The organism is Kutzneria kofuensis, assembly GCF_014203355.1.
GTDB lineage: Bacteria > Actinomycetota > Actinomycetes > Mycobacteriales > Pseudonocardiaceae > Kutzneria > Kutzneria kofuensis.
Window position 1 is genome coordinate 4,096,227 of record NZ_JACHIR010000001.1, and the last position, 14,853, is coordinate 4,111,079.

At 68.9% G+C, this 14,853-nt stretch carries 21 protein-coding genes and 1 pseudogene; 7 read left to right on the forward strand and 15 right to left on the reverse strand.

Translation table 11 applies throughout. The annotated features are described in order from the left end of the window. Positions 1-28: 28 nt before the first annotated feature. From BJ998_RS18890 to BJ998_RS18900, 3 genes are read right to left on the reverse strand one after another with little or no spacing between them, the layout of a single operon-like run. Positions 29-673, reverse strand: a complete 645-nt coding sequence (locus BJ998_RS18890) for an aminodeoxychorismate/anthranilate synthase component II (protein WP_184863453.1) — start codon at positions 671-673, stop codon at positions 29-31. 9 nt (positions 674-682) lie between these two features. Continuing rightward, positions 683-838, reverse strand: coding sequence for a hypothetical protein (locus BJ998_RS18895; RefSeq protein WP_184863455.1), 156 nt, complete (start codon positions 836-838; stop codon positions 683-685). Position 839: 1 nt separating this feature from the next. After that, entirely contained in the window at positions 840-1,841 is a 1,002-nt protein-coding gene (locus tag BJ998_RS18900; RefSeq protein ID WP_376775873.1) for a class E sortase, read from the reverse strand. A gap of 132 nt (positions 1,842-1,973) precedes the next feature. On the opposite strand from BJ998_RS18900, the gene crgA reads away from it, so the two are divergent. Together crgA and BJ998_RS18910 are read left to right on the forward strand one after the other, a co-directional pair. Next, positions 1,974-2,240, forward strand: coding sequence for a cell division protein CrgA (gene crgA / locus BJ998_RS18905; RefSeq protein ID WP_184863457.1), 267 nt, complete (start codon positions 1,974-1,976; stop codon positions 2,238-2,240). A gap of 177 nt (positions 2,241-2,417) precedes the next feature. Then, positions 2,418-2,852 (forward strand): PH domain-containing protein, encoded by a 435-nt coding sequence (locus tag BJ998_RS18910; RefSeq protein WP_184863459.1) that lies wholly within the window; start codon positions 2,418-2,420, stop codon positions 2,850-2,852. Here the strand turns inward: BJ998_RS18910 and BJ998_RS18915 are convergent. Beyond that, a complete protein-coding gene (locus BJ998_RS18915; protein ID WP_184863461.1) occupies positions 2,829-3,707 on the reverse strand; it encodes a rhomboid family intramembrane serine protease in 879 nt (292 codons plus the stop codon). The two genes, BJ998_RS18910 and BJ998_RS18915, sit on opposite strands and share 24 nt — an antisense overlap. 1 nt (position 3,708) lies before the next feature. Continuing rightward, positions 3,709-4,239 carry a peptidylprolyl isomerase gene (locus tag BJ998_RS18920; RefSeq protein WP_184863463.1) on the reverse strand — a complete coding sequence of 177 codons (531 nt, stop codon included), beginning with the start codon at positions 4,237-4,239 and terminating at the stop codon, positions 3,709-3,711. Positions 4,240-4,331: 92 nt separating this feature from the next. On the opposite strand from BJ998_RS18920, the gene BJ998_RS18925 reads away from it, so the two are divergent. The 3 genes from BJ998_RS18925 to BJ998_RS18935 all read left to right on the forward strand — a co-directional run bounded on the left by BJ998_RS18925 (position 4,332) and on the right by BJ998_RS18935 (position 7,001). Further along, positions 4,332-4,871 (forward strand): hypothetical protein, encoded by a 540-nt coding sequence (locus tag BJ998_RS18925; protein WP_184863465.1) that lies wholly within the window; start codon positions 4,332-4,334, stop codon positions 4,869-4,871. Between the two features lie 163 nt (positions 4,872-5,034). Then, on the forward strand, positions 5,035-5,385 hold the full coding sequence (locus tag BJ998_RS18930; RefSeq protein ID WP_184863467.1) for a DUF485 domain-containing protein: 351 nt from the start codon (positions 5,035-5,037) through the stop codon (positions 5,383-5,385). After that, positions 5,382-7,001, forward strand: a complete 1,620-nt coding sequence (locus BJ998_RS18935; protein ID WP_184863469.1) for a monocarboxylic acid transporter — start codon at positions 5,382-5,384, stop codon at positions 6,999-7,001. Before BJ998_RS18930 ends, BJ998_RS18935 begins: the two co-directional genes overlap by 4 nt. 28 nt (positions 7,002-7,029) lie before the next feature. Here the strand turns inward: BJ998_RS18935 and BJ998_RS18940 are convergent, their stop codons facing one another. Then, complete coding sequence (locus tag BJ998_RS18940; RefSeq protein ID WP_312890199.1) at positions 7,030-7,536, reverse strand: DUF2020 domain-containing protein; 507 nt, start codon at positions 7,534-7,536, stop codon at positions 7,030-7,032. 1,062 nt (positions 7,537-8,598) lie between these two features. On the opposite strand from BJ998_RS18940, the gene tcmP reads away from it, so the two are divergent. Further along, a complete protein-coding gene (gene tcmP / locus BJ998_RS18945) occupies positions 8,599-10,002 on the forward strand; it encodes a three-Cys-motif partner protein TcmP (protein ID WP_221338058.1) in 1,404 nt (467 codons plus the stop codon). Here tcmP and BJ998_RS18950 read toward each other — a convergent pair. The 9 genes and pseudogenes from BJ998_RS18950 to BJ998_RS18990 all read right to left on the reverse strand — a co-directional run bounded on the left by BJ998_RS18950 (position 9,957) and on the right by BJ998_RS18990 (position 13,865). After that, positions 9,957-10,739, reverse strand: a complete 783-nt coding sequence (locus BJ998_RS18950) for a DUF5131 family protein (RefSeq protein ID WP_184863473.1) — start codon at positions 10,737-10,739, stop codon at positions 9,957-9,959. The two genes, tcmP and BJ998_RS18950, sit on opposite strands and share 46 nt — an antisense overlap. Before the next feature lie 184 nt (positions 10,740-10,923). Next, positions 10,924-11,157, reverse strand: coding sequence for a hypothetical protein (locus BJ998_RS18955; protein ID WP_184863475.1), 234 nt, complete (start codon positions 11,155-11,157; stop codon positions 10,924-10,926). 20 nt (positions 11,158-11,177) lie between these two features. Continuing rightward, a complete protein-coding gene (locus BJ998_RS18960) occupies positions 11,178-11,360 on the reverse strand; it encodes a hypothetical protein (RefSeq protein ID WP_184863477.1) in 183 nt (60 codons plus the stop codon). 22 nt (positions 11,361-11,382) lie between these two features. Continuing rightward, complete coding sequence (locus tag BJ998_RS18965; RefSeq protein ID WP_184863479.1) at positions 11,383-11,538, reverse strand: hypothetical protein; 156 nt, start codon at positions 11,536-11,538, stop codon at positions 11,383-11,385. 126 nt (positions 11,539-11,664) lie between these two features. Further along, the gene (locus BJ998_RS18970) at positions 11,665-12,432 is read right to left on the reverse strand and encodes a hypothetical protein (protein WP_184863480.1); all 768 of its coding nucleotides are present in this window, start codon (positions 12,430-12,432) and stop codon (positions 11,665-11,667) included. A gap of 234 nt (positions 12,433-12,666) precedes the next feature. After that, positions 12,667-12,855: pseudogene (locus BJ998_RS47575) on the reverse strand (WhiB family transcriptional regulator); the annotation flags it as partial. A gap of 20 nt (positions 12,856-12,875) precedes the next feature. Beyond that, positions 12,876-13,229, reverse strand: a complete 354-nt coding sequence (locus tag BJ998_RS18980; RefSeq protein ID WP_184863484.1) for a hypothetical protein — start codon at positions 13,227-13,229, stop codon at positions 12,876-12,878. 67 nt (positions 13,230-13,296) lie between these two features. Continuing rightward, positions 13,297-13,590 carry a hypothetical protein gene (locus tag BJ998_RS18985; protein WP_184863486.1) on the reverse strand — a complete coding sequence of 98 codons (294 nt, stop codon included), beginning with the start codon at positions 13,588-13,590 and terminating at the stop codon, positions 13,297-13,299. Positions 13,591-13,610: 20 nt separating this feature from the next. Beyond that, positions 13,611-13,865: a hypothetical protein gene (locus tag BJ998_RS18990; RefSeq protein ID WP_184863488.1), complete on the reverse strand. Its 255-nt coding sequence runs from the start codon at positions 13,863-13,865 to the stop codon at positions 13,611-13,613. Between the two features lie 349 nt (positions 13,866-14,214). Here BJ998_RS18990 and BJ998_RS18995 point away from each other — a divergent pair, with 349 nt between their 5' ends. Next, the gene (locus BJ998_RS18995) at positions 14,215-14,850 is read left to right on the forward strand and encodes a hypothetical protein (protein WP_184863490.1); all 636 of its coding nucleotides are present in this window, start codon (positions 14,215-14,217) and stop codon (positions 14,848-14,850) included. Positions 14,851-14,853 lie beyond the last annotated feature (3 nt).

Genomic DNA, 14,853 nt, shown 5'->3' on the forward strand with positions numbered 1-14,853 from the left:
GGTGCCGGGCCTTTTCGTCTGTGTGGGCTCAGACGGTCGCGGCCGCCGCGGCGAGGCGGCGCATGCCGGCCTCGAGTTCGTTGACACGCTCGGGGGCGACGGGGAAGCCGGCGGCGCCCATCCAGTTGGCCAGCATCCGGTGCCCACCGTCGGTGAGCACGGACTCCGGGTGGAACTGCACACCCTCGATGGGCAGCTCCCGGTGCCGCATGGCCATCACGATGCCGGTCTCGGTGCGGCCGGTGACCTCCAGTTCGGCCGGCACGGTCTCGGGCAGCACGGTCAGCGAGTGGTACCGGGTCGCCACGAACGGCGACGGCACTCCGTCGAGTACGCCGACGCCGGCGTGCTCGACGAGGCTGGTCTTGCCGTGCAGCAGCTCGGGGGCCCGGTCCACGGTGCCGCCGAACACGACGCCGATGGCCTGGTGGCCGAGGCAGACGCCGAGCACCGGCACCCGCTTGTCGGCGCAGTACCGGATGACGTCCATGCTGGCGCCGGCCCGCTCGGGCGTGCTGGGGCCGGGACTGATGAGCACCCCGTCCACGGCGTCGACGTCGGACAGCTGCACGACGTCGTTGCGCCGCACGACGCACTCGGCGCCGAGCTGCGCCAGGTACTGCACGAGGTTGTAGACGAAGCTGTCGTAGTTGTCGACGACCAGGACGCGCATGATGTGAAACTACCCCGTCGTCACCTGGTTGAAGGGCAGGAGCGGCTCTACCCACGGGAATACGACGAGCATCAGCAGCGCGACTATGCCAAGTACGAGCACTACGGCCTCGGCGACCTTGGCCGCGGTCGGTCCCGGCAGGTGCCGCCAGATCCAGCCGTACACGTCAGTCGGTCTCCTTGAGCTCCGGCGGGACCTTGTCCGGTTGCTTCGGGTCCTTGGCGTACTGGTTGGTGAGCACGGCGTGCAGGATCAGCCGGTGTGACGCGGAGAACTTCGGGGTGCAGGTGGTCAGCGTCATCAGCGAGGCCTCCTGCCCGGCCGGCAGCTGCAGGTCCTGCTTGTGCGGCACGGGGGCGATGACGTCGCCCCGGGACGGCAGCACGGTCTCCTGCCCGACCAGGCCCGCGTACGGGCCGCCGAGCGGCGCCACGCCCTTGCACTGCGGCTGCGCGCCCTTGCCGGCGGCCCAGCCGGAGACCTCGTCGCTGGTGGGCAGCATCCGGTAGACGAACCAGTCGGTGACCGTCTCCACGACGATGGCGTCGCAGGAGCTGATCAGGTCCAGGTCGTTGAACGGCGCGCCCTTGCCGACCCGGTGGCCGGCCACGGCGAAGTCGCCGGGCTGGCCGGGCAGCGCGCTGCCGATGTAGTGGCCGGGGCCGATGTCCAGGTCGGCGTCGGTCGTGCCCTCGACGATGGTGAAGTGGTAGTCGGCGCCGAGCGCGGGCACGTAGAGCTTGGCGAAGCCCTGGCCCTCGGCGAGGTCGTAGTGGGTGCCGCGCTGCGGCCCGCCGACCGTGTCCTGGTCCTTCCACTTGGTGTCGAGCGAGGACGTGGCCTGGTTCTGCTTGCCGGCGGAGATCAGGTCGGTCCAGTACACCTCGTAGACGACGAACAGCAGGATCACCAGGCCGGCGGTGATGAACAGCTCGCCGAACGACCGGACGACCGTGCGCGCGGTGTCCTTGGGCGGCGGGGGCGACTCCAGCGGTTCGTCATCGATGCGGCCGGTGTCGTCCTCCTCCGGCTCGTGGGCGAACCGGCCGCCCAGCGGCTCGGTGTCCAGCACATCGATCTTCGGGAGGAACGTGGTGGGCTGTTCGGGGGCAGGCCGGGGACGCCAGCCGGGTGGGCGTCCCGCTGCCGGCGGCGGGTCGTAGCTCACGTGAACGCCTCCTGTGCCCCTGACCTCAACTAGTGGTTCGCTGGCATCCTCGTTTACGTTAACGTGTTACCCCTGGCAGTGGTTGCCCGCGCAGCCACCGATGCCTCAGCGCGCGAGGTCAGGCGAGGAAAGATGCCCAAGTCGAAGGTCCGCAAGAAGACCGTCTACACGCCACCGACGGATCGGCGCACGCCGGTCAAGGTGAAGGCGGTCGGCCCCTCCCACCCGGTGTACGTGACGATCATGCTCGGCATGATGGTGCTGGGTCTGGCCTGGTTGGTGGCCTATTACCTGGTGCCGACCGGCATCCCGGTCATGGAGTCGCTGGGGTCGTGGAACTTCCTGATCGGCTTCGCGCTGATGATCATCGGGCTGCTGATGACGATGCGGTGGCGCTGACCGCTCACCACCTGTGACCACGACCCGGGCGTGACACGTCCGGGTCGTTGTCTGTTACCCCGTCGTTCAGCCAGTTCACCGCACGGTCATCGAACGACACGCGTGTAAGTCATCCCCAGTGGGGACAACTCCTGTGGACAACTTTGCGCAAAAAAGCACAAGCGCCGGAGCATGCACATGACCGAGCCCACGACGACCGAACACCGCTGGGCCCCGCAGACGCCGCTGGTCGGCATCGGCTGGGTGCTGACCGCGATCGCCGTCCTGCTGGTGGTGGTGGTCGGCGAGGACCCGGGCGGCCGGGTGCTGCTGACCATCGCGGCGCTGGGGCTGGCCGTGATCTCGCTGTTCGGCACGGTCGCGCGGCCCCGGCTGCGCGCCGACGAGCAGGGCGTGACGGTCCGCGGCCTGTTCTCCAGCCGCAGCTGGACCTGGCCCGAGGTGCGGATCCGGCTCGCGCACGGCCGGCGGCTCGGCCGCGTCACCTCCACGGTCGAGCTGACGGTGCTGCACGACGACGGCCTGATCGTGTTCGGCAAGCTGGACCTCGGTGAGGACCCGGCTGACGTCGTCGAGCAGCTCCAGGCGCTACGCCCCTGGCCCCAGGGCTGACGCCAGCTGCGCCACCCTGGTCACGTAGATCAGGACGAGCACCACGAACAGCGCCGCCAGCACGCCGCCCTGCCACCACGCTCGGTTCTTCTGGGGCGCGTACACGATGGCGGCCATCGCGATCGCACCCACGACCAGGCCACCGAAGTGTCCCTGGATGGAGATGCCCGAGATGCTGAACGTGAGGAACACGTTCACCGCGAGGGTGATCAAGATGGGCCGCGGGTCCAGCTTGAGTCGCAGCACGGCGACCAGGTAGCAGCCCATCAGGCCGTAGAGCGCGGTGGACGCTCCCGCCACCGGGCCGTTCGGGTCGGCGAACAGCATCACGCCGATCGAACCGCCGAACAGCGACAGGAAGTACACCGCGGCGAACCGGATCTTGCCGAGCACCCGCTCCATGTCCCGGCCCAGCATCCACAGCGACAGCATGTTGACCGCGATGTGGATGAAGCCGATGTGCATGAAGCCGGCTGTGAGCACCCGCCACCACTGACCGCCGGCGGCGGCGTTCGGCCACAGCACCCACTCGTCGAACAGCGGCGAGTCGTAGTTGAAGGCGAAGCTGCCGGCCTGCACCGCGGTGACCGCGTAGAGCAGCACGTTGGCCGCGATCAGCAGGTAGACCAGCACCGGCCGGCGGGCCAGCCGTGCCCCCGCGACGGTCACCGGGGCACGGGTGGTCCGGTTGCCCTGGTTGACGCACTCGACGCACTGCTGGCCGACGGCCGCGTCGCGCAGGCACTCCGGGCAGGTCGGCCGGTCACACCGGGTGCAGCGCAGCCCGGTGTGCCGGCCTGGGTGCCGGTAGCACGCGGGCAGCGCGTCGATCGGCTGCCCGTACGGCGCGGTCATGTCAGCCGCGGTCGATCGTGATCTTCTCGATGGCGATGTCGGTCAACGGCCGGTCGCTGCGGTCGGTGGCCGCGTTGGCGATCGCGTCGACGACCTTGCGGGACTCCTCGTCGCGCACCTCGCCGAAGATGGTGTGCCGGCGGTTCAGGTGCGGGGTCGGGCCCACCGTGATGAAGAACTGCGAGCCGTTGGTGCCGGGCCCGGCGTTGGCCATGGCCAGCAGGTACGGCTTGTTGAACACCAGCTCGGAGTGGAACTCGTCCTCGAACTGGTAGCCCGGGCCGCCGCGGCCGGTCCCGGTCGGGTCGCCGCCCTGGATCATGAAGCCGGAGATCACGCGGTGGAAGACGGCCCCGTCGTAGAACGGGCCCGACTTCTCGCCGCGGGCGTTCTGGGTCGAGTAGTCCTTGGTGCCCTCGGCCAGCCCGACGAAGTTGCGGACCGTCTTCGGGGCGTGGTTGGGGAAGAGGTAGAGGCGGATGTCGCCCTGCGTGGTGTGCAGGGTCGCCCCGACGATGTCGTTGTCAGCCACGACGCCATCGTGCCATCCACGGCGGGATCGCGGCGGGAGGGGCAGACTGGATCGGTCAGATCGGTACCGATCGGCAGGGCTTGGAGCAGCAGATGGACGAGGTCGAGACCATGGCCGAGGCCGGCGCGAAGGCTGGCGAGGCGGTCGGCCGGGCGGTGCGCGCCGCTCGTCGCCGAGCCGCCCGCGCGGGCCAGGCCGGCATCGAGAAGACACACGAACTGGTGGAATTCGCCAACGAGGAGTTCAAGCCGACCCGCAAGGCCGCCCGGAAGATGGCCAAGCAGGCGCGCCGGGACCTCAAGCGCACCACGGGCCAGGCGCGCAAGGATCTCAAGCGGACCACCGGCAAGGCGCGGGCCGAGGCCGTGCGCAACGCCAACCAGCTCCGCAAGCAGGCCCGCAAGGTCGCCGAGGACCTCGCGAACACCATCGATCCGCGGCCCAAGCGGCGACGGCGCTGGCCGTGGCTGGTCGGGCTGGTGGTCGCGGGCGGCGCGGCGGCGTTCGTGGTGCTGTCCCGGCGGCCGCGCGAGGTGCGGCTGCAGGACGTGCGCGACGAGTCGCCGGGCGCGGTGCACGTGCCGGAACCGGCCCGTAACGGCCAGGAGGCCCCGCGGACCGCGGACAAGTGAGCCGGGCGGCGTCCCGCCCCGGCGGGACGCCGTTCGTCGCGGAAACGACACCGTTCCCGGGCCTGGGCCGGCCCGCTGGTCGCTTATGCCCGATTGTGTGCTGCCTATGTGACCTGCATCTCCTAGGTTGCGGCGGGTAACTACCCCCGTCCGGGAGGTTGCCGTGGGCACCACCGAAGACTCCGCCGCCGCGCCGACGCCGCCGGCCGCGACCGACTGGAGCGAGGTCCAGGCCAGTCCTGACTTCGCCGAGCTGCGCCGCCGGCTGCGCGGCTTCGTGTTCCCGATGGCCGGGCTGTTCCTGGCCTGGTATCTGCTCTACGTCCTGCTCGCCGACTACGCCCACGGCTTCATGTCGACAAAGCTGTTCGGCAACATCACCGTCGGCCTGCTGTTCGGCCTGCTCCAGTTCGTCTCGACGTTCGTGATCACGGGTCTGTACGTCCGGTTCGCCAACCGGGTCGTCGACCCGGCCGCGGAGAAGATCCGGCACGAGATCGAGGGGGAGCAGTGAGGACTTCCGTGGTGGCGCAGGGCGTCGAGGGCAGCAACTCGACGCTGAACATCTCCATCTTCGCCGTGTTCGTGCTGATCACGCTGGTGATCGTGTTCCGGGCCAGCCGGAGCACGAAGACGGCCACCGACTTCTACGCGGCCGGCCACGCGTTCACCGGCCCGCAGAACGGCATCGCGCTGTCCGGCGACTACCTGTCGGCCGCGTCGTTCCTCGGCATCGCCGGCGCGATCGCGATCTACGGCTACGACGGCTTCCTGTACTCGATCGGCTTCCTGGTGGCGTGGCTGGTCGCGCTGCTGCTGGTCGCCGAGCTGCTGCGCAACACCGGCCGGTTCACCATGGCCGACGTGCTCAGCTTCCGGATGAAGCAGGGCCCGGTGCGCACCGCGGCCGCCATCTCCACGCTGGCCGTGTCGTTCTTCTACCTGCTGGCGCAGATGAACGGCGCCGGCGGCCTGGTGGCCCTGCTGCTCGGCGTGTCCAGCACGGCCGGCCAGGCGCTGGTGGTCGCCGTCGTCGGCGTCATCATGATCGTCTACGTGCTGGTCGGCGGCATGCGCGGCACCACATGGGTGCAGATCATCAAGGCGGTCCTGCTGATCGTCGGCGCGTTCGTGATGACCGTGTGGGTGCTCGGCCGCTACGGCTTCAACCTGTCCGCCCTGCTCGGTGACGCCGTCGCGCACGGCGGCAAGACCGGCGAGGCCCTGCTCGGCCCGGGCAAGCAGTACGGCGCCACCGGCACCTCGCGGCTGGACTTCCTGTCGCTGGGCATTGCCCTGGTGCTCGGCACCGCCGGCCTGCCGCACGTGCTGATGCGCTTCTACACCGTGCCGTCGGCCAAGGAGGCCCGGCGCTCCGTGGTGTGGGCGATCGTGCTGATCGGCGTGTTCTACCTGTTCACCCTGGTGCTCGGCTACGGCGCCGGCGCGCTCGTCGGCCCCGAGAAGATCAACGCCGCCCCCGGCAAGGTCAACTCGGCCGCCCCGCTGCTGGCCCTGGCCCTCGGTGGCCCGGTCCTGCTCGGCCTGATCGCCGCCGTCGCCTTCGCCACCATCCTCGCCGTCGTCGCCGGCCTCACCATCACCGCGTCGGCGTCGTTCGCCCACGACATCTACGTCAACGTCATCAAGAAGGGCGACCGCGAGAGCGCCAAGGCCGAGGTCAAGGTCGCGCGGTGGGCCGCCGTCGTCATCGGCCTACTGGCCATCGTCGGCGGCATCGCCACCAACGGCCAGAACGTGGCCTTCCTGGTGGCGCTGGCCTTCGCGATCGCCGCCGCCGCCAACCTGCCGACGATCCTCTACTCCCTGTTCTGGAAGCGTTTCACCACCGCCGGCGCCCTGTGGAGCATCTACGGCGGTGTCGCCATCACCGTCGTGCTGATCGTCTTCTCTCCGGTGGTGTCCGGCGCGAAGACGTCGATCTTCCCCACCGCCCACTTCGACTGGTTCCCGCTCAGCAACCCCGGCCTGGTCTCCATCCCCCTGTCGTTCCTGCTCGGCTACCTAGGCACCGTCCTGGGCAAGGACAGGGCCGACACCGGCAAGTACGCCGAGATGGAGGTCCGCGCCCTGACCGGCGCGCACGCCGCCCAGGCCGTCCACCACTGATCCGGACCCGGCTACCCGATCGCCGCCCTCACAACCCGAGGGCGGCGATCGTCTGCTTCACCACCTGCTTGGCCTTGATCGTCTGCTTCTGGTCCGTCACCGCGACGACCGCCGTGCCGCCCTTGGACACCGCGTACACCGCCCCCTTGGCCGTCGCCTCCGACCCACCAGCCCATCCCCCGGGCAGTTCCGCCTTGTCCGACGTCTCGATCGGCGCCGCCTTGTTCACCAGCGCCGTGGCGGAGCCGGCGTCGCCGACGTAGACCTGCACCGTCAGCTGCTTGTCGTTGCCGAAGCTGTAGAAGAAGCACGCCGGATGCGGCTTGTCCGCCGAGATCTGGACCTTCGTGACCTTCTCCCCGTTGGCATCCGCCACGAAGTCCGAGCTCAGATACGGACACTGCCCCGTGCTGGCCGGCACCGGATCCCCCGGCGCGGTCGCGCTGGTCGAGGTCGGCGCACTACTGGTTGTCGACGACGGTGTTGTCGTGCTGGGGGCCGCCTGCGGCTGCGGCGACGAGCACCCCCCGAGCACCACACCAGCGGCTAGGACCCCAATGCACAACGCAGCGTTCCTCATAGGGCCGACAGTCAACCAGAGCCCCCACGGGCACTTGCGACCCGTCCCGAGGGCGACGGCGAAGCCGAGCCCGAAGGGGGGTCCAGGGGGGCGAAGCCCCTCCTGGCTTGGGGTCTGGGGCGAGAGCCCCAGAAAGCAGACGAGCGAGGTGGCGAGAGCGGGAACCGCTCCGCACACCTCGCCCACTCGCGAGTGGAGACAAGGGGAATCGAACCCCTAACCCCCGCCTTGCAAAGGTGCGGTTCCACCACGCATTTCACTGCTCGTGCAGGTCAGAGCGCACCATCCCGTGCCTGTCGTGCATCGGACGGCCTCAAACGAGTGACTTTCGCAACCATGGTGATTGCCAGCTGGTTCACCGAGGACGACCTGATCGACCACTAAAGATGGTCAGCAAGAGAAGCACGCCGGGCAGTACTACACAGTGGATCTTGGGTAACTTGCAAGTCTTCGTTCGGCTAGGGAGTATGGCCCTGCGTCGCCGGCACTGCCCGGCGAGGCGAGGCTGGCTCGATGCTAGGCACCGAGCCAGCCAGCGCTTATCGACTCAGCACGTCCACGAGCTTCGACGCCAAGCGGACGAGCTGGATCAGCAGGTCGACGGTCCTGGACGGGGCAGAGTGGCTGCTCTCCCCGCCAGGCCGTTGAGACCTCGATCTGCGTTGCTGGTTGTGCTGCCTGTTAGCACGTTCTGACACTGCTACCTCCCCTTGTGCCGGCTGTTCGCGGAACGGGCCAGGCTCGGCACTTGTTCTGACCCGTGCACCCGGTCAGAACAAGAGAGGTGAAGCCATCTGTCGTGCGCCTTCTCTGACTGGCTGCCAGAGCTGATCGGAGAGTACAGCGCAGGCGCGACAAGGGCGGCGGGCCTAAACGCCCCGACTTGACGACGAGCGACTTACCGCCCGTTAAGACGTCCATAGCGGACCTGTTTCCGCAGCTCAGACCGTATTTAACAACATTAAGCATGGTCTAAACCATCGATCCGAGTTGCCCACATGCCATCGAGTCGAACCTATGTTCGAGTTATCCACAGATGTGGATCAACTTGTTGACAACCGCAGCCTGCGCCGACGCCTCGCGCTACGTTCGTCCGAGCGTGTGCAGGGCGTATCCAATAAGGACGGTCCGGCCTACGCTGGATCGAGCTTGCGACGGTCGATCCCGCTGCTCGGAGGTGGGCCGATGAATGCGAGTCGGACGTTCTTCCGGGAACGCCGGGCCCAGGCCGTGTTCAAGCACGGCATCCTCTCCCGGTACCCCGTGGTGTTCGCGGCCAAGACCGGCTGGCGCGGACGCCCGGTGGCCTATCTCGACGGCTACGCAGGCCGCGGCGAGTACGAAGACGGCTCCCCCGGATCCCCCTTGCTGCTGTCCGAGAAGGCCGAAGGAGTAGCGGCGTTCCGCGATGTGACCGGCATCTACGTGGAGAGGAACCACGCGGACTTCCTCAACCTGCAGGAGGTCATGGCCCGACGCGGAAGGCCGGGAGACGTCGTCCTTGAGGGAGACCTGCGGGACCTTCTGCCGGAAATCGTGACCAGGTGCCAGGGGCACGCACTGTTCGCGTTCCTGGACCCCTTTGGCACGGCGCTGGACCGCTCGCAGCTGGTCAACCAACTGCTGAACCGGCCGGGTCAGGCGCCCACGGAGGTCTTGCTGCACATCAGCGTCACCACCGTGGCCCGTATCGGTGGCCTGCTCCGCAAGCGCCGCGAAGGCGGCCAGCAACTCAAACCGGCCGAACAGAAGACCATCGAGCACGCGGACCGGTTCCTGGGCGGCACGTGGTGGCAGCACGACTTCGAGCCCGTCGAAGGCAGTGCTGACCGGGGAAACGCAACCGAAGCGGCGCTGCGCGTCGCCGCGACCTACCAGCAGGGCATACGCGCCGCCACTGGCTGCATGTCGGTGAGCATGCCGATCCGCCACAAGCCGAACCAGCTGCCGAAGTACCTGCTGGTCCTGTTCACGAGGCACCCTGACGGGTTGTGGTACTTCGCGGACGCGGTGGGTAAGGCTGGTCGGGAGTGGGAAGCCGCGTGGCGCAACACCGAGTACATGCAGGCAAAGGCACGGGTCAACGAGTCCGAGCAGCAGTCGCTGTTCGGCGCCGACGACTTGCTACCCGATCCAGAGCCGTTCGACATCGATGCATACGTCCGCATAAACCGGGCGTCGTGGGAACGGATCATTGAACAGAACATCCAGCGGCTGCTGGAGGCCGAGGGGCCGTTCGTGCTCGCGAAACGCCTCGACGAAGTGTATGCTGGGGTGTTCGGCGCCGCTGATGGCCCGCAGGTACGAGCAGCTGTGAAGTCGCTGCACCGAAGCGGAGTCATCCAGAACACCGGTGTCGGCGACACCTTCCACCGTCAGACGATCCTCCCGGCCAGGCCGCCCTCGAAAGCTACGGCCTGACGAGCCTTGGGGTACTCGCTCCAGGTGCGGCCGTCGAGCACCCGGCCGCCCGACTTCGCGGTACGGCCGCCCCACTGCTTGAAGAAGAACGGCACGCCAGCCTTAACGGAGACGTCACGCACCGAGCGGACCCAGCCGGCGTCGACGGGACGCGCGTTGCGGCCGCTTTCCCCGCCGGCGATGACCCAATGGATGTCGGTGAGGTTGAGCCCGTCCAGCGGGCCCAGCAGCGGCTCGCAGGAAAGGAACCGCACCGCAGCCGGCACAGCACGCAAGTCGTCAACGCGGTCGAGAACCTCGTTGTTCTCCACACTGACGCCCATCCACAGATTGGGTGGCCAGTCCAGCTGGTCGGCGAGCCGCCGCAACCGGTGCGCGCGCTTGGTTAGCAGTTGGTAGGTGTGCTGCGGCGTGTCGGCAATGACAGCGAACACGTCCCGCACGAACGCGAGCGGCACCTTCGCGTGGAACAGGTCGCTCATCGAGTTCACGAAGATCATCCGCGGCGCTCGCCAGTGTCGAGGCACGTCAAGGGCCGCAGGGTGCAGCGCCAGCCCGAACCCAGCTCCGGAGGTCCGCGGGTCGCCGTCGTGCTGGTACTTGCTAGCGCCCATCCGCTTCAGCCGACTCGCGAGGGTGAGCGCGTAGCAGTTGTCGCAGCCAGCGGAGACCCGGTCGCAGCCCGTGGTCGGGTTCCACGTGGCCTGCGTCCACTCGATAGGGGATCGATCTGACATCGGGGTTCATCCTCTCGCATCACTGACTGCGGTGCACAGAGCCTGTCTGCCCTCGCCCAAGCGGGTGCACTGCCGCACACGCAGTGCTCCGTGGCGTTGGGCTGGCCTCCACGTGCCGTGACGCCCCGCCCGGAGGTGTGCCAGGGTCTCCGAGCGGGGCGGCGAAGAATGTCGTCGTCTGCGGCTACCGCTGAGGAAACGGGATGATCTGCGCGGTGCCGTCATCACCGTCCCGCGTGGGCTCGCGGGGTTCCAGTCGACGGGCCATCCGCAGGGCGACCTCGTAGGCGTCGCGTGCGGCACGCAGCACGGCCTGGTCCTGTTTCTGCCGGTCGCCTATCGTCGCGTCGATCGCGGAAATGATCTCCGTGAGCTGGGCGCGGTACTCCGGCACCGTCAAGTCGTCCTCGCTGGCCACCGCACTATCTTGGCGGTGGCTCAGCCGACGCCGCCGGCAGCCTGCCGCCAACGCTCGCGGTGCGCCGCCGCGATCTCGTGGTAACCGCTGCCCTCCGCCCGGTCAATCGCCGTCATCTTGTCGGCCAACGCCTGCACACGGTCGAAATCGCGGTCGACGATTGCGTCAGCCAACTGCGCCTGCAACTGCTTCTTGGTCGCCATGACGTCGTGTCCTCCGGCCTCGTCAGTGGCGCCGGCGGGCGCGGTCGCCGTGGGTGTTGGCGATGGCCTGGCGCTGGTCGTCCGTGCCGTTGACGAACAGGTCGACGAGCTGCTGGGCGGCCTCCTGCTGCCGGTCGATGGGCTCGGGGGTGTACACGTGGTCAGAACTGGTAGACATGGTCTGCTCCTGCTGAGGGAGTGGCCCGGTCGGTGTGCGGTTCTTCGCGGGATTGGCACGCCGGCCGGGTGGCCCGGATAGGCCCGGCAACCCCCGAAACACCAGGTCTCGGGGATCACCGAGGGCTCAGCCGGACGTGTTCAGCTCGCGGACCTTGGCCGCGAGGAACGCGGCGGGGTCCTGAGCACGCAACGCGAACGCCCGGTCATCGGCATCCAACGCCTGCAGCACCTCCACGGGCGACAGACCAGTAGCTGCGGCACACTCCTGGATCCGATAGACCAGCGCCCCGAACGCGTCACTGCCGTGCACCTGCGCGGCGAACTCGGCGGAGAACACTTCCCGCAGGGCGCCCGCTTCGCTCGGGTCGCTGCTGGTCGGTGTGGGCTCGGTTGCGTCGGTATTCGCGGTGTCACCGTCGATGGCCTGGGGCTGGTCGTCGGGGTCCACGGCGGCGTCGCGCAACAGGTCACTAAGGGCGTGACTGCGCAGGTCGGACAGCGCGAAGTCGATCTCCTCGACGGCACGCAACAGCTCGGCGGCTTCCCGGCTCCGCAGCGGCCCGCGGCGGCCGTAGTGGAAGGTGTCCTCGGTGGCCTGCAACAGGTACACGGCCAGCTGGATGGCGTCGGTGCGGGTGAGCCGCACAGGGTGCTGGCCGGTGCGGGTGGCCTTGTAGTTGGTGTCGATCTCCACCAGTTCGCGCTCGCCGTGGCTGTCGGCGTAGTAGACGTCCTCGCCGTCGGGCTCCGTGTCGGACGCCTGCACGCTGATCGTGCTGACGGTGACGGTGTTCGGCCAGTCGTCGGGGCTGCCGGTGGTCCAGCCCTCCAGCGATGCGGTGAACGGCAGGATCGGTTGAGCAGAGGGCGTGGTCGGGTCGAACGGGTTCATGACGTGGGCTCCCTTGCGCGACCCTGCGGTCAGGGCTCGCCGTCGGCGGCTGGTCGTCTAGCTCGCTGCTGGGTGGTCGGTCTGCGGGTCGCTGAGGTAGGCGTTGACCCGGCGGAAGTCGGTGTGCAGGGTCCGGGCGATCTCGGCCCTGGTGCTGCCGGTGGCGTGCATGCGGCGGGCGGTGTCGCGCTTGTCGGCGTCGCGCAGCTGAGCGCGGCTTGGCAGGTTCCGGTCGCGGCGAAGCTTGCGGCGCTCCCGTTCGGACAGTCCTCCCCAGACGCCGTGGCGCTCGTCGTGGGACAGGGCGTAGGCCAGGCACTCCGGCTTCACGTCGCAGCCCTGGCAGATCCGCTTGGCGTCGCGGGTGGGTCCGCCCTTGGCCGGGAAGAACGCCTCGGGATCGGTCTGGGCACACAGCCCGCGGGCCATGAACTCGTCGCCGCTCATGGCCGATCCTCGGCGGGTGCGGTGTCCTGCTCGAACGCGTCCCGGTCAGTCACGCCCCACAGCTCGATGTCCACGCCGTCGACCAGGCCGTGGTAGGTGTCGGTGCCGGCAACCGCCAGCGAGTGGGCGGTGAGACCAAGCAGGTCGGCCCACGCCTCCAGCGCCTCGGCCGCCTCGTCGTCGGAGTACTCGGCGCCGGCTTGCCCGCTGATGTGCCAGTCCTCCAGTCGGATCGACCAGGTCAGCGGGGCGCATCCGGCCGCCTGGCCGAGCTGGTTGAGCTGTGCGGTGATGCCCGCGATCATGCCGGCGTGGATCGCCTCGGTGACGCGGCTGTGAATCCTGCTCATGACATGCCTCCCCTGAGGGCCTTGGGCTGGCCGCCCCCGCGCGGGAGGCGGCCGGCCCGGGTGCGGGTCAGTACTCGTGGTCGAAGTCGCGGATGAGCTGGACGGCGAACAGCAGCCCGGCGCGGAAGTCCTCGCTCACACCGTCGGCGGCGAACCGGTCGCGCAGCTGCTGAGCCCGAGGGTCGGTCGCCGTGGCGAGGTCCTCAACGATGTGCTCGTCGGCGCTGCTGGTCGGGAACCACCCCGACTGCCGGGACTCAGCGAGGTAGTGGGCCTGGATGCCGTAGGCCAGGTACTCGCGGGTGTCGGTCACGACCTGCGACTCGAACTCGATCAGCGCCTTGTCCTCGATCGTCGCCACGGTGCCGGCTCCCTTCGCGGTCAGTGCCTGCTGGTGGTGTTCGGCTGAACGGTCAGGTGGCCGGCGGTGAACGCGGCAGCGATGGGCATCACGCTCGTGACCTCGACGGCGCGGGGCCGGGCCGCGGCGAGCACCAGCACACCGTCGGGGGTGTCCAGCGCCTCGGCCACGGCTTGCCTGGCGACGTGCTGGGCGTCGCGTTCGTCCAGTCCTTCAGCGATCACGAACACCGTCAGCGCGACCTGGTAGCGGCTGATCTCCTTGTTTTGGGCCATCTCTCGTGCCTCCCGTGTGGACGGTGGTTCCGCCTGGGTCGGGGTGGTTGTTCGTGGCCCGATAGGCGGGGCGACGGCTGTGCCCGTCGCCCTTAAAGGCGCCGCGCGCGGCCCGAGAGGCTCGCCGTCAAGGGATCAGGCCGAAAGATCTTGGACGCACGCTTTTCGCGGCCAAGATGTTTTGGACCCCTTGACGGGGAGACGGGCCGTGCTAAGCCGGGCCACGAAAAGAACAGGGCCGACCGAAGGGAGGCACCTTCATCCCTTCACATGGCCGGCGCGGCCTTGAGCGCGAACCCACCCCCGCGCGTGACGCGAGATGGCTAGTCCCCGGGCTGATACTCGGTCGATGACGTCGTGGTGGAAGCCGGTGACACCGGAGTGGGTCAAGCCAACCAAGGCGCAGGTCGACGACCTGCACTGGTTGTCGTACCGCGTGTTCCGTGAGCAGGACACCCCGGCGACCGCGGGCATCGTCGCCACCCTGGCGTGGGTGCGCGGCGGGCGGCCCGCGCCGATCACCGAGCGGGACACCCAGCCGGTGTCCGCTGGCGCGGCCCAGTTCGAGCAGTGGGCCGCCGTCGCGGTGATGGATCCCGACGGCCCCTGCCCACCCCTGGAGCTGCTCGCCGCCCAGTCCGGCGTGCCCTACCTGCCGCCGCAAGCGACCAACCCCAAGTGGGCCCACAGCACGTGGCGGACGCTGCTGTGGCTGGCCGGCGCCACCAACGCCGCATCCCCGATCCCGGTGCCGCGCCGGCATCCGGACGGCACGGCCCTGACCGAAGACGACTTCCTCCGCGAGTTGCTGGCCGACCCGCGCTGCTCGCTGCCCGAGGCCCGTGCCCAAGCCCGAATCGACGCGGCCGCCCACGCCCAGCGCAACCGTGGCCTGGTCGCCCTGATCGACCAGACCCAGCGCGAGCTCGGCGCGCAGGCCGGCCCAACAGAACAGCTCTACACCTACCGGCCCAACCGGCACTGACGT

Bases quoted from the DNA above. Each gene is read 5' to 3' on its own strand.
- BJ998_RS18970 (WP_184863480.1), bottom strand. From the start codon at position 12,432: ATGAACCCGTTCGACCCGACCACGCCCTCTGCTCAACCGATCCTGCCG.
- BJ998_RS18965 (WP_184863479.1), bottom strand. From the start codon at position 11,538: ATGTCTACCAGTTCTGACCACGTGTACACCCCCGAGCCCATCGACCGG.
- tcmP (WP_221338058.1), top strand. From the start codon at position 8,599: ATGTTCGAGTTATCCACAGATGTGGATCAACTTGTTGACAACCGCAGC.
- BJ998_RS18890 (WP_184863453.1), bottom strand. From the start codon at position 673: ATGCGCGTCCTGGTCGTCGACAACTACGACAGCTTCGTCTACAACCTC.
- BJ998_RS18950 (WP_184863473.1), bottom strand. From the start codon at position 10,739: ATGTCAGATCGATCCCCTATCGAGTGGACGCAGGCCACGTGGAACCCG.
- BJ998_RS18980 (WP_184863484.1), bottom strand. From the start codon at position 13,229: ATGAGCAGGATTCACAGCCGCGTCACCGAGGCGATCCACGCCGGCATG.
- BJ998_RS18995 (WP_184863490.1), top strand. From the start codon at position 14,215: ATGACGTCGTGGTGGAAGCCGGTGACACCGGAGTGGGTCAAGCCAACC.
- BJ998_RS18990 (WP_184863488.1), bottom strand. From the start codon at position 13,865: ATGGCCCAAAACAAGGAGATCAGCCGCTACCAGGTCGCGCTGACGGTG.
- BJ998_RS18960 (WP_184863477.1), bottom strand. From the start codon at position 11,360: ATGGCGACCAAGAAGCAGTTGCAGGCGCAGTTGGCTGACGCAATCGTC.
- BJ998_RS18925 (WP_184863465.1), top strand. From the start codon at position 4,332: ATGGACGAGGTCGAGACCATGGCCGAGGCCGGCGCGAAGGCTGGCGAG.
- crgA (WP_184863457.1), top strand. From the start codon at position 1,974: ATGCCCAAGTCGAAGGTCCGCAAGAAGACCGTCTACACGCCACCGACG.
- BJ998_RS18915 (WP_184863461.1), bottom strand. From the start codon at position 3,707: ATGACCGCGCCGTACGGGCAGCCGATCGACGCGCTGCCCGCGTGCTAC.
- BJ998_RS18910 (WP_184863459.1), top strand. From the start codon at position 2,418: ATGACCGAGCCCACGACGACCGAACACCGCTGGGCCCCGCAGACGCCG.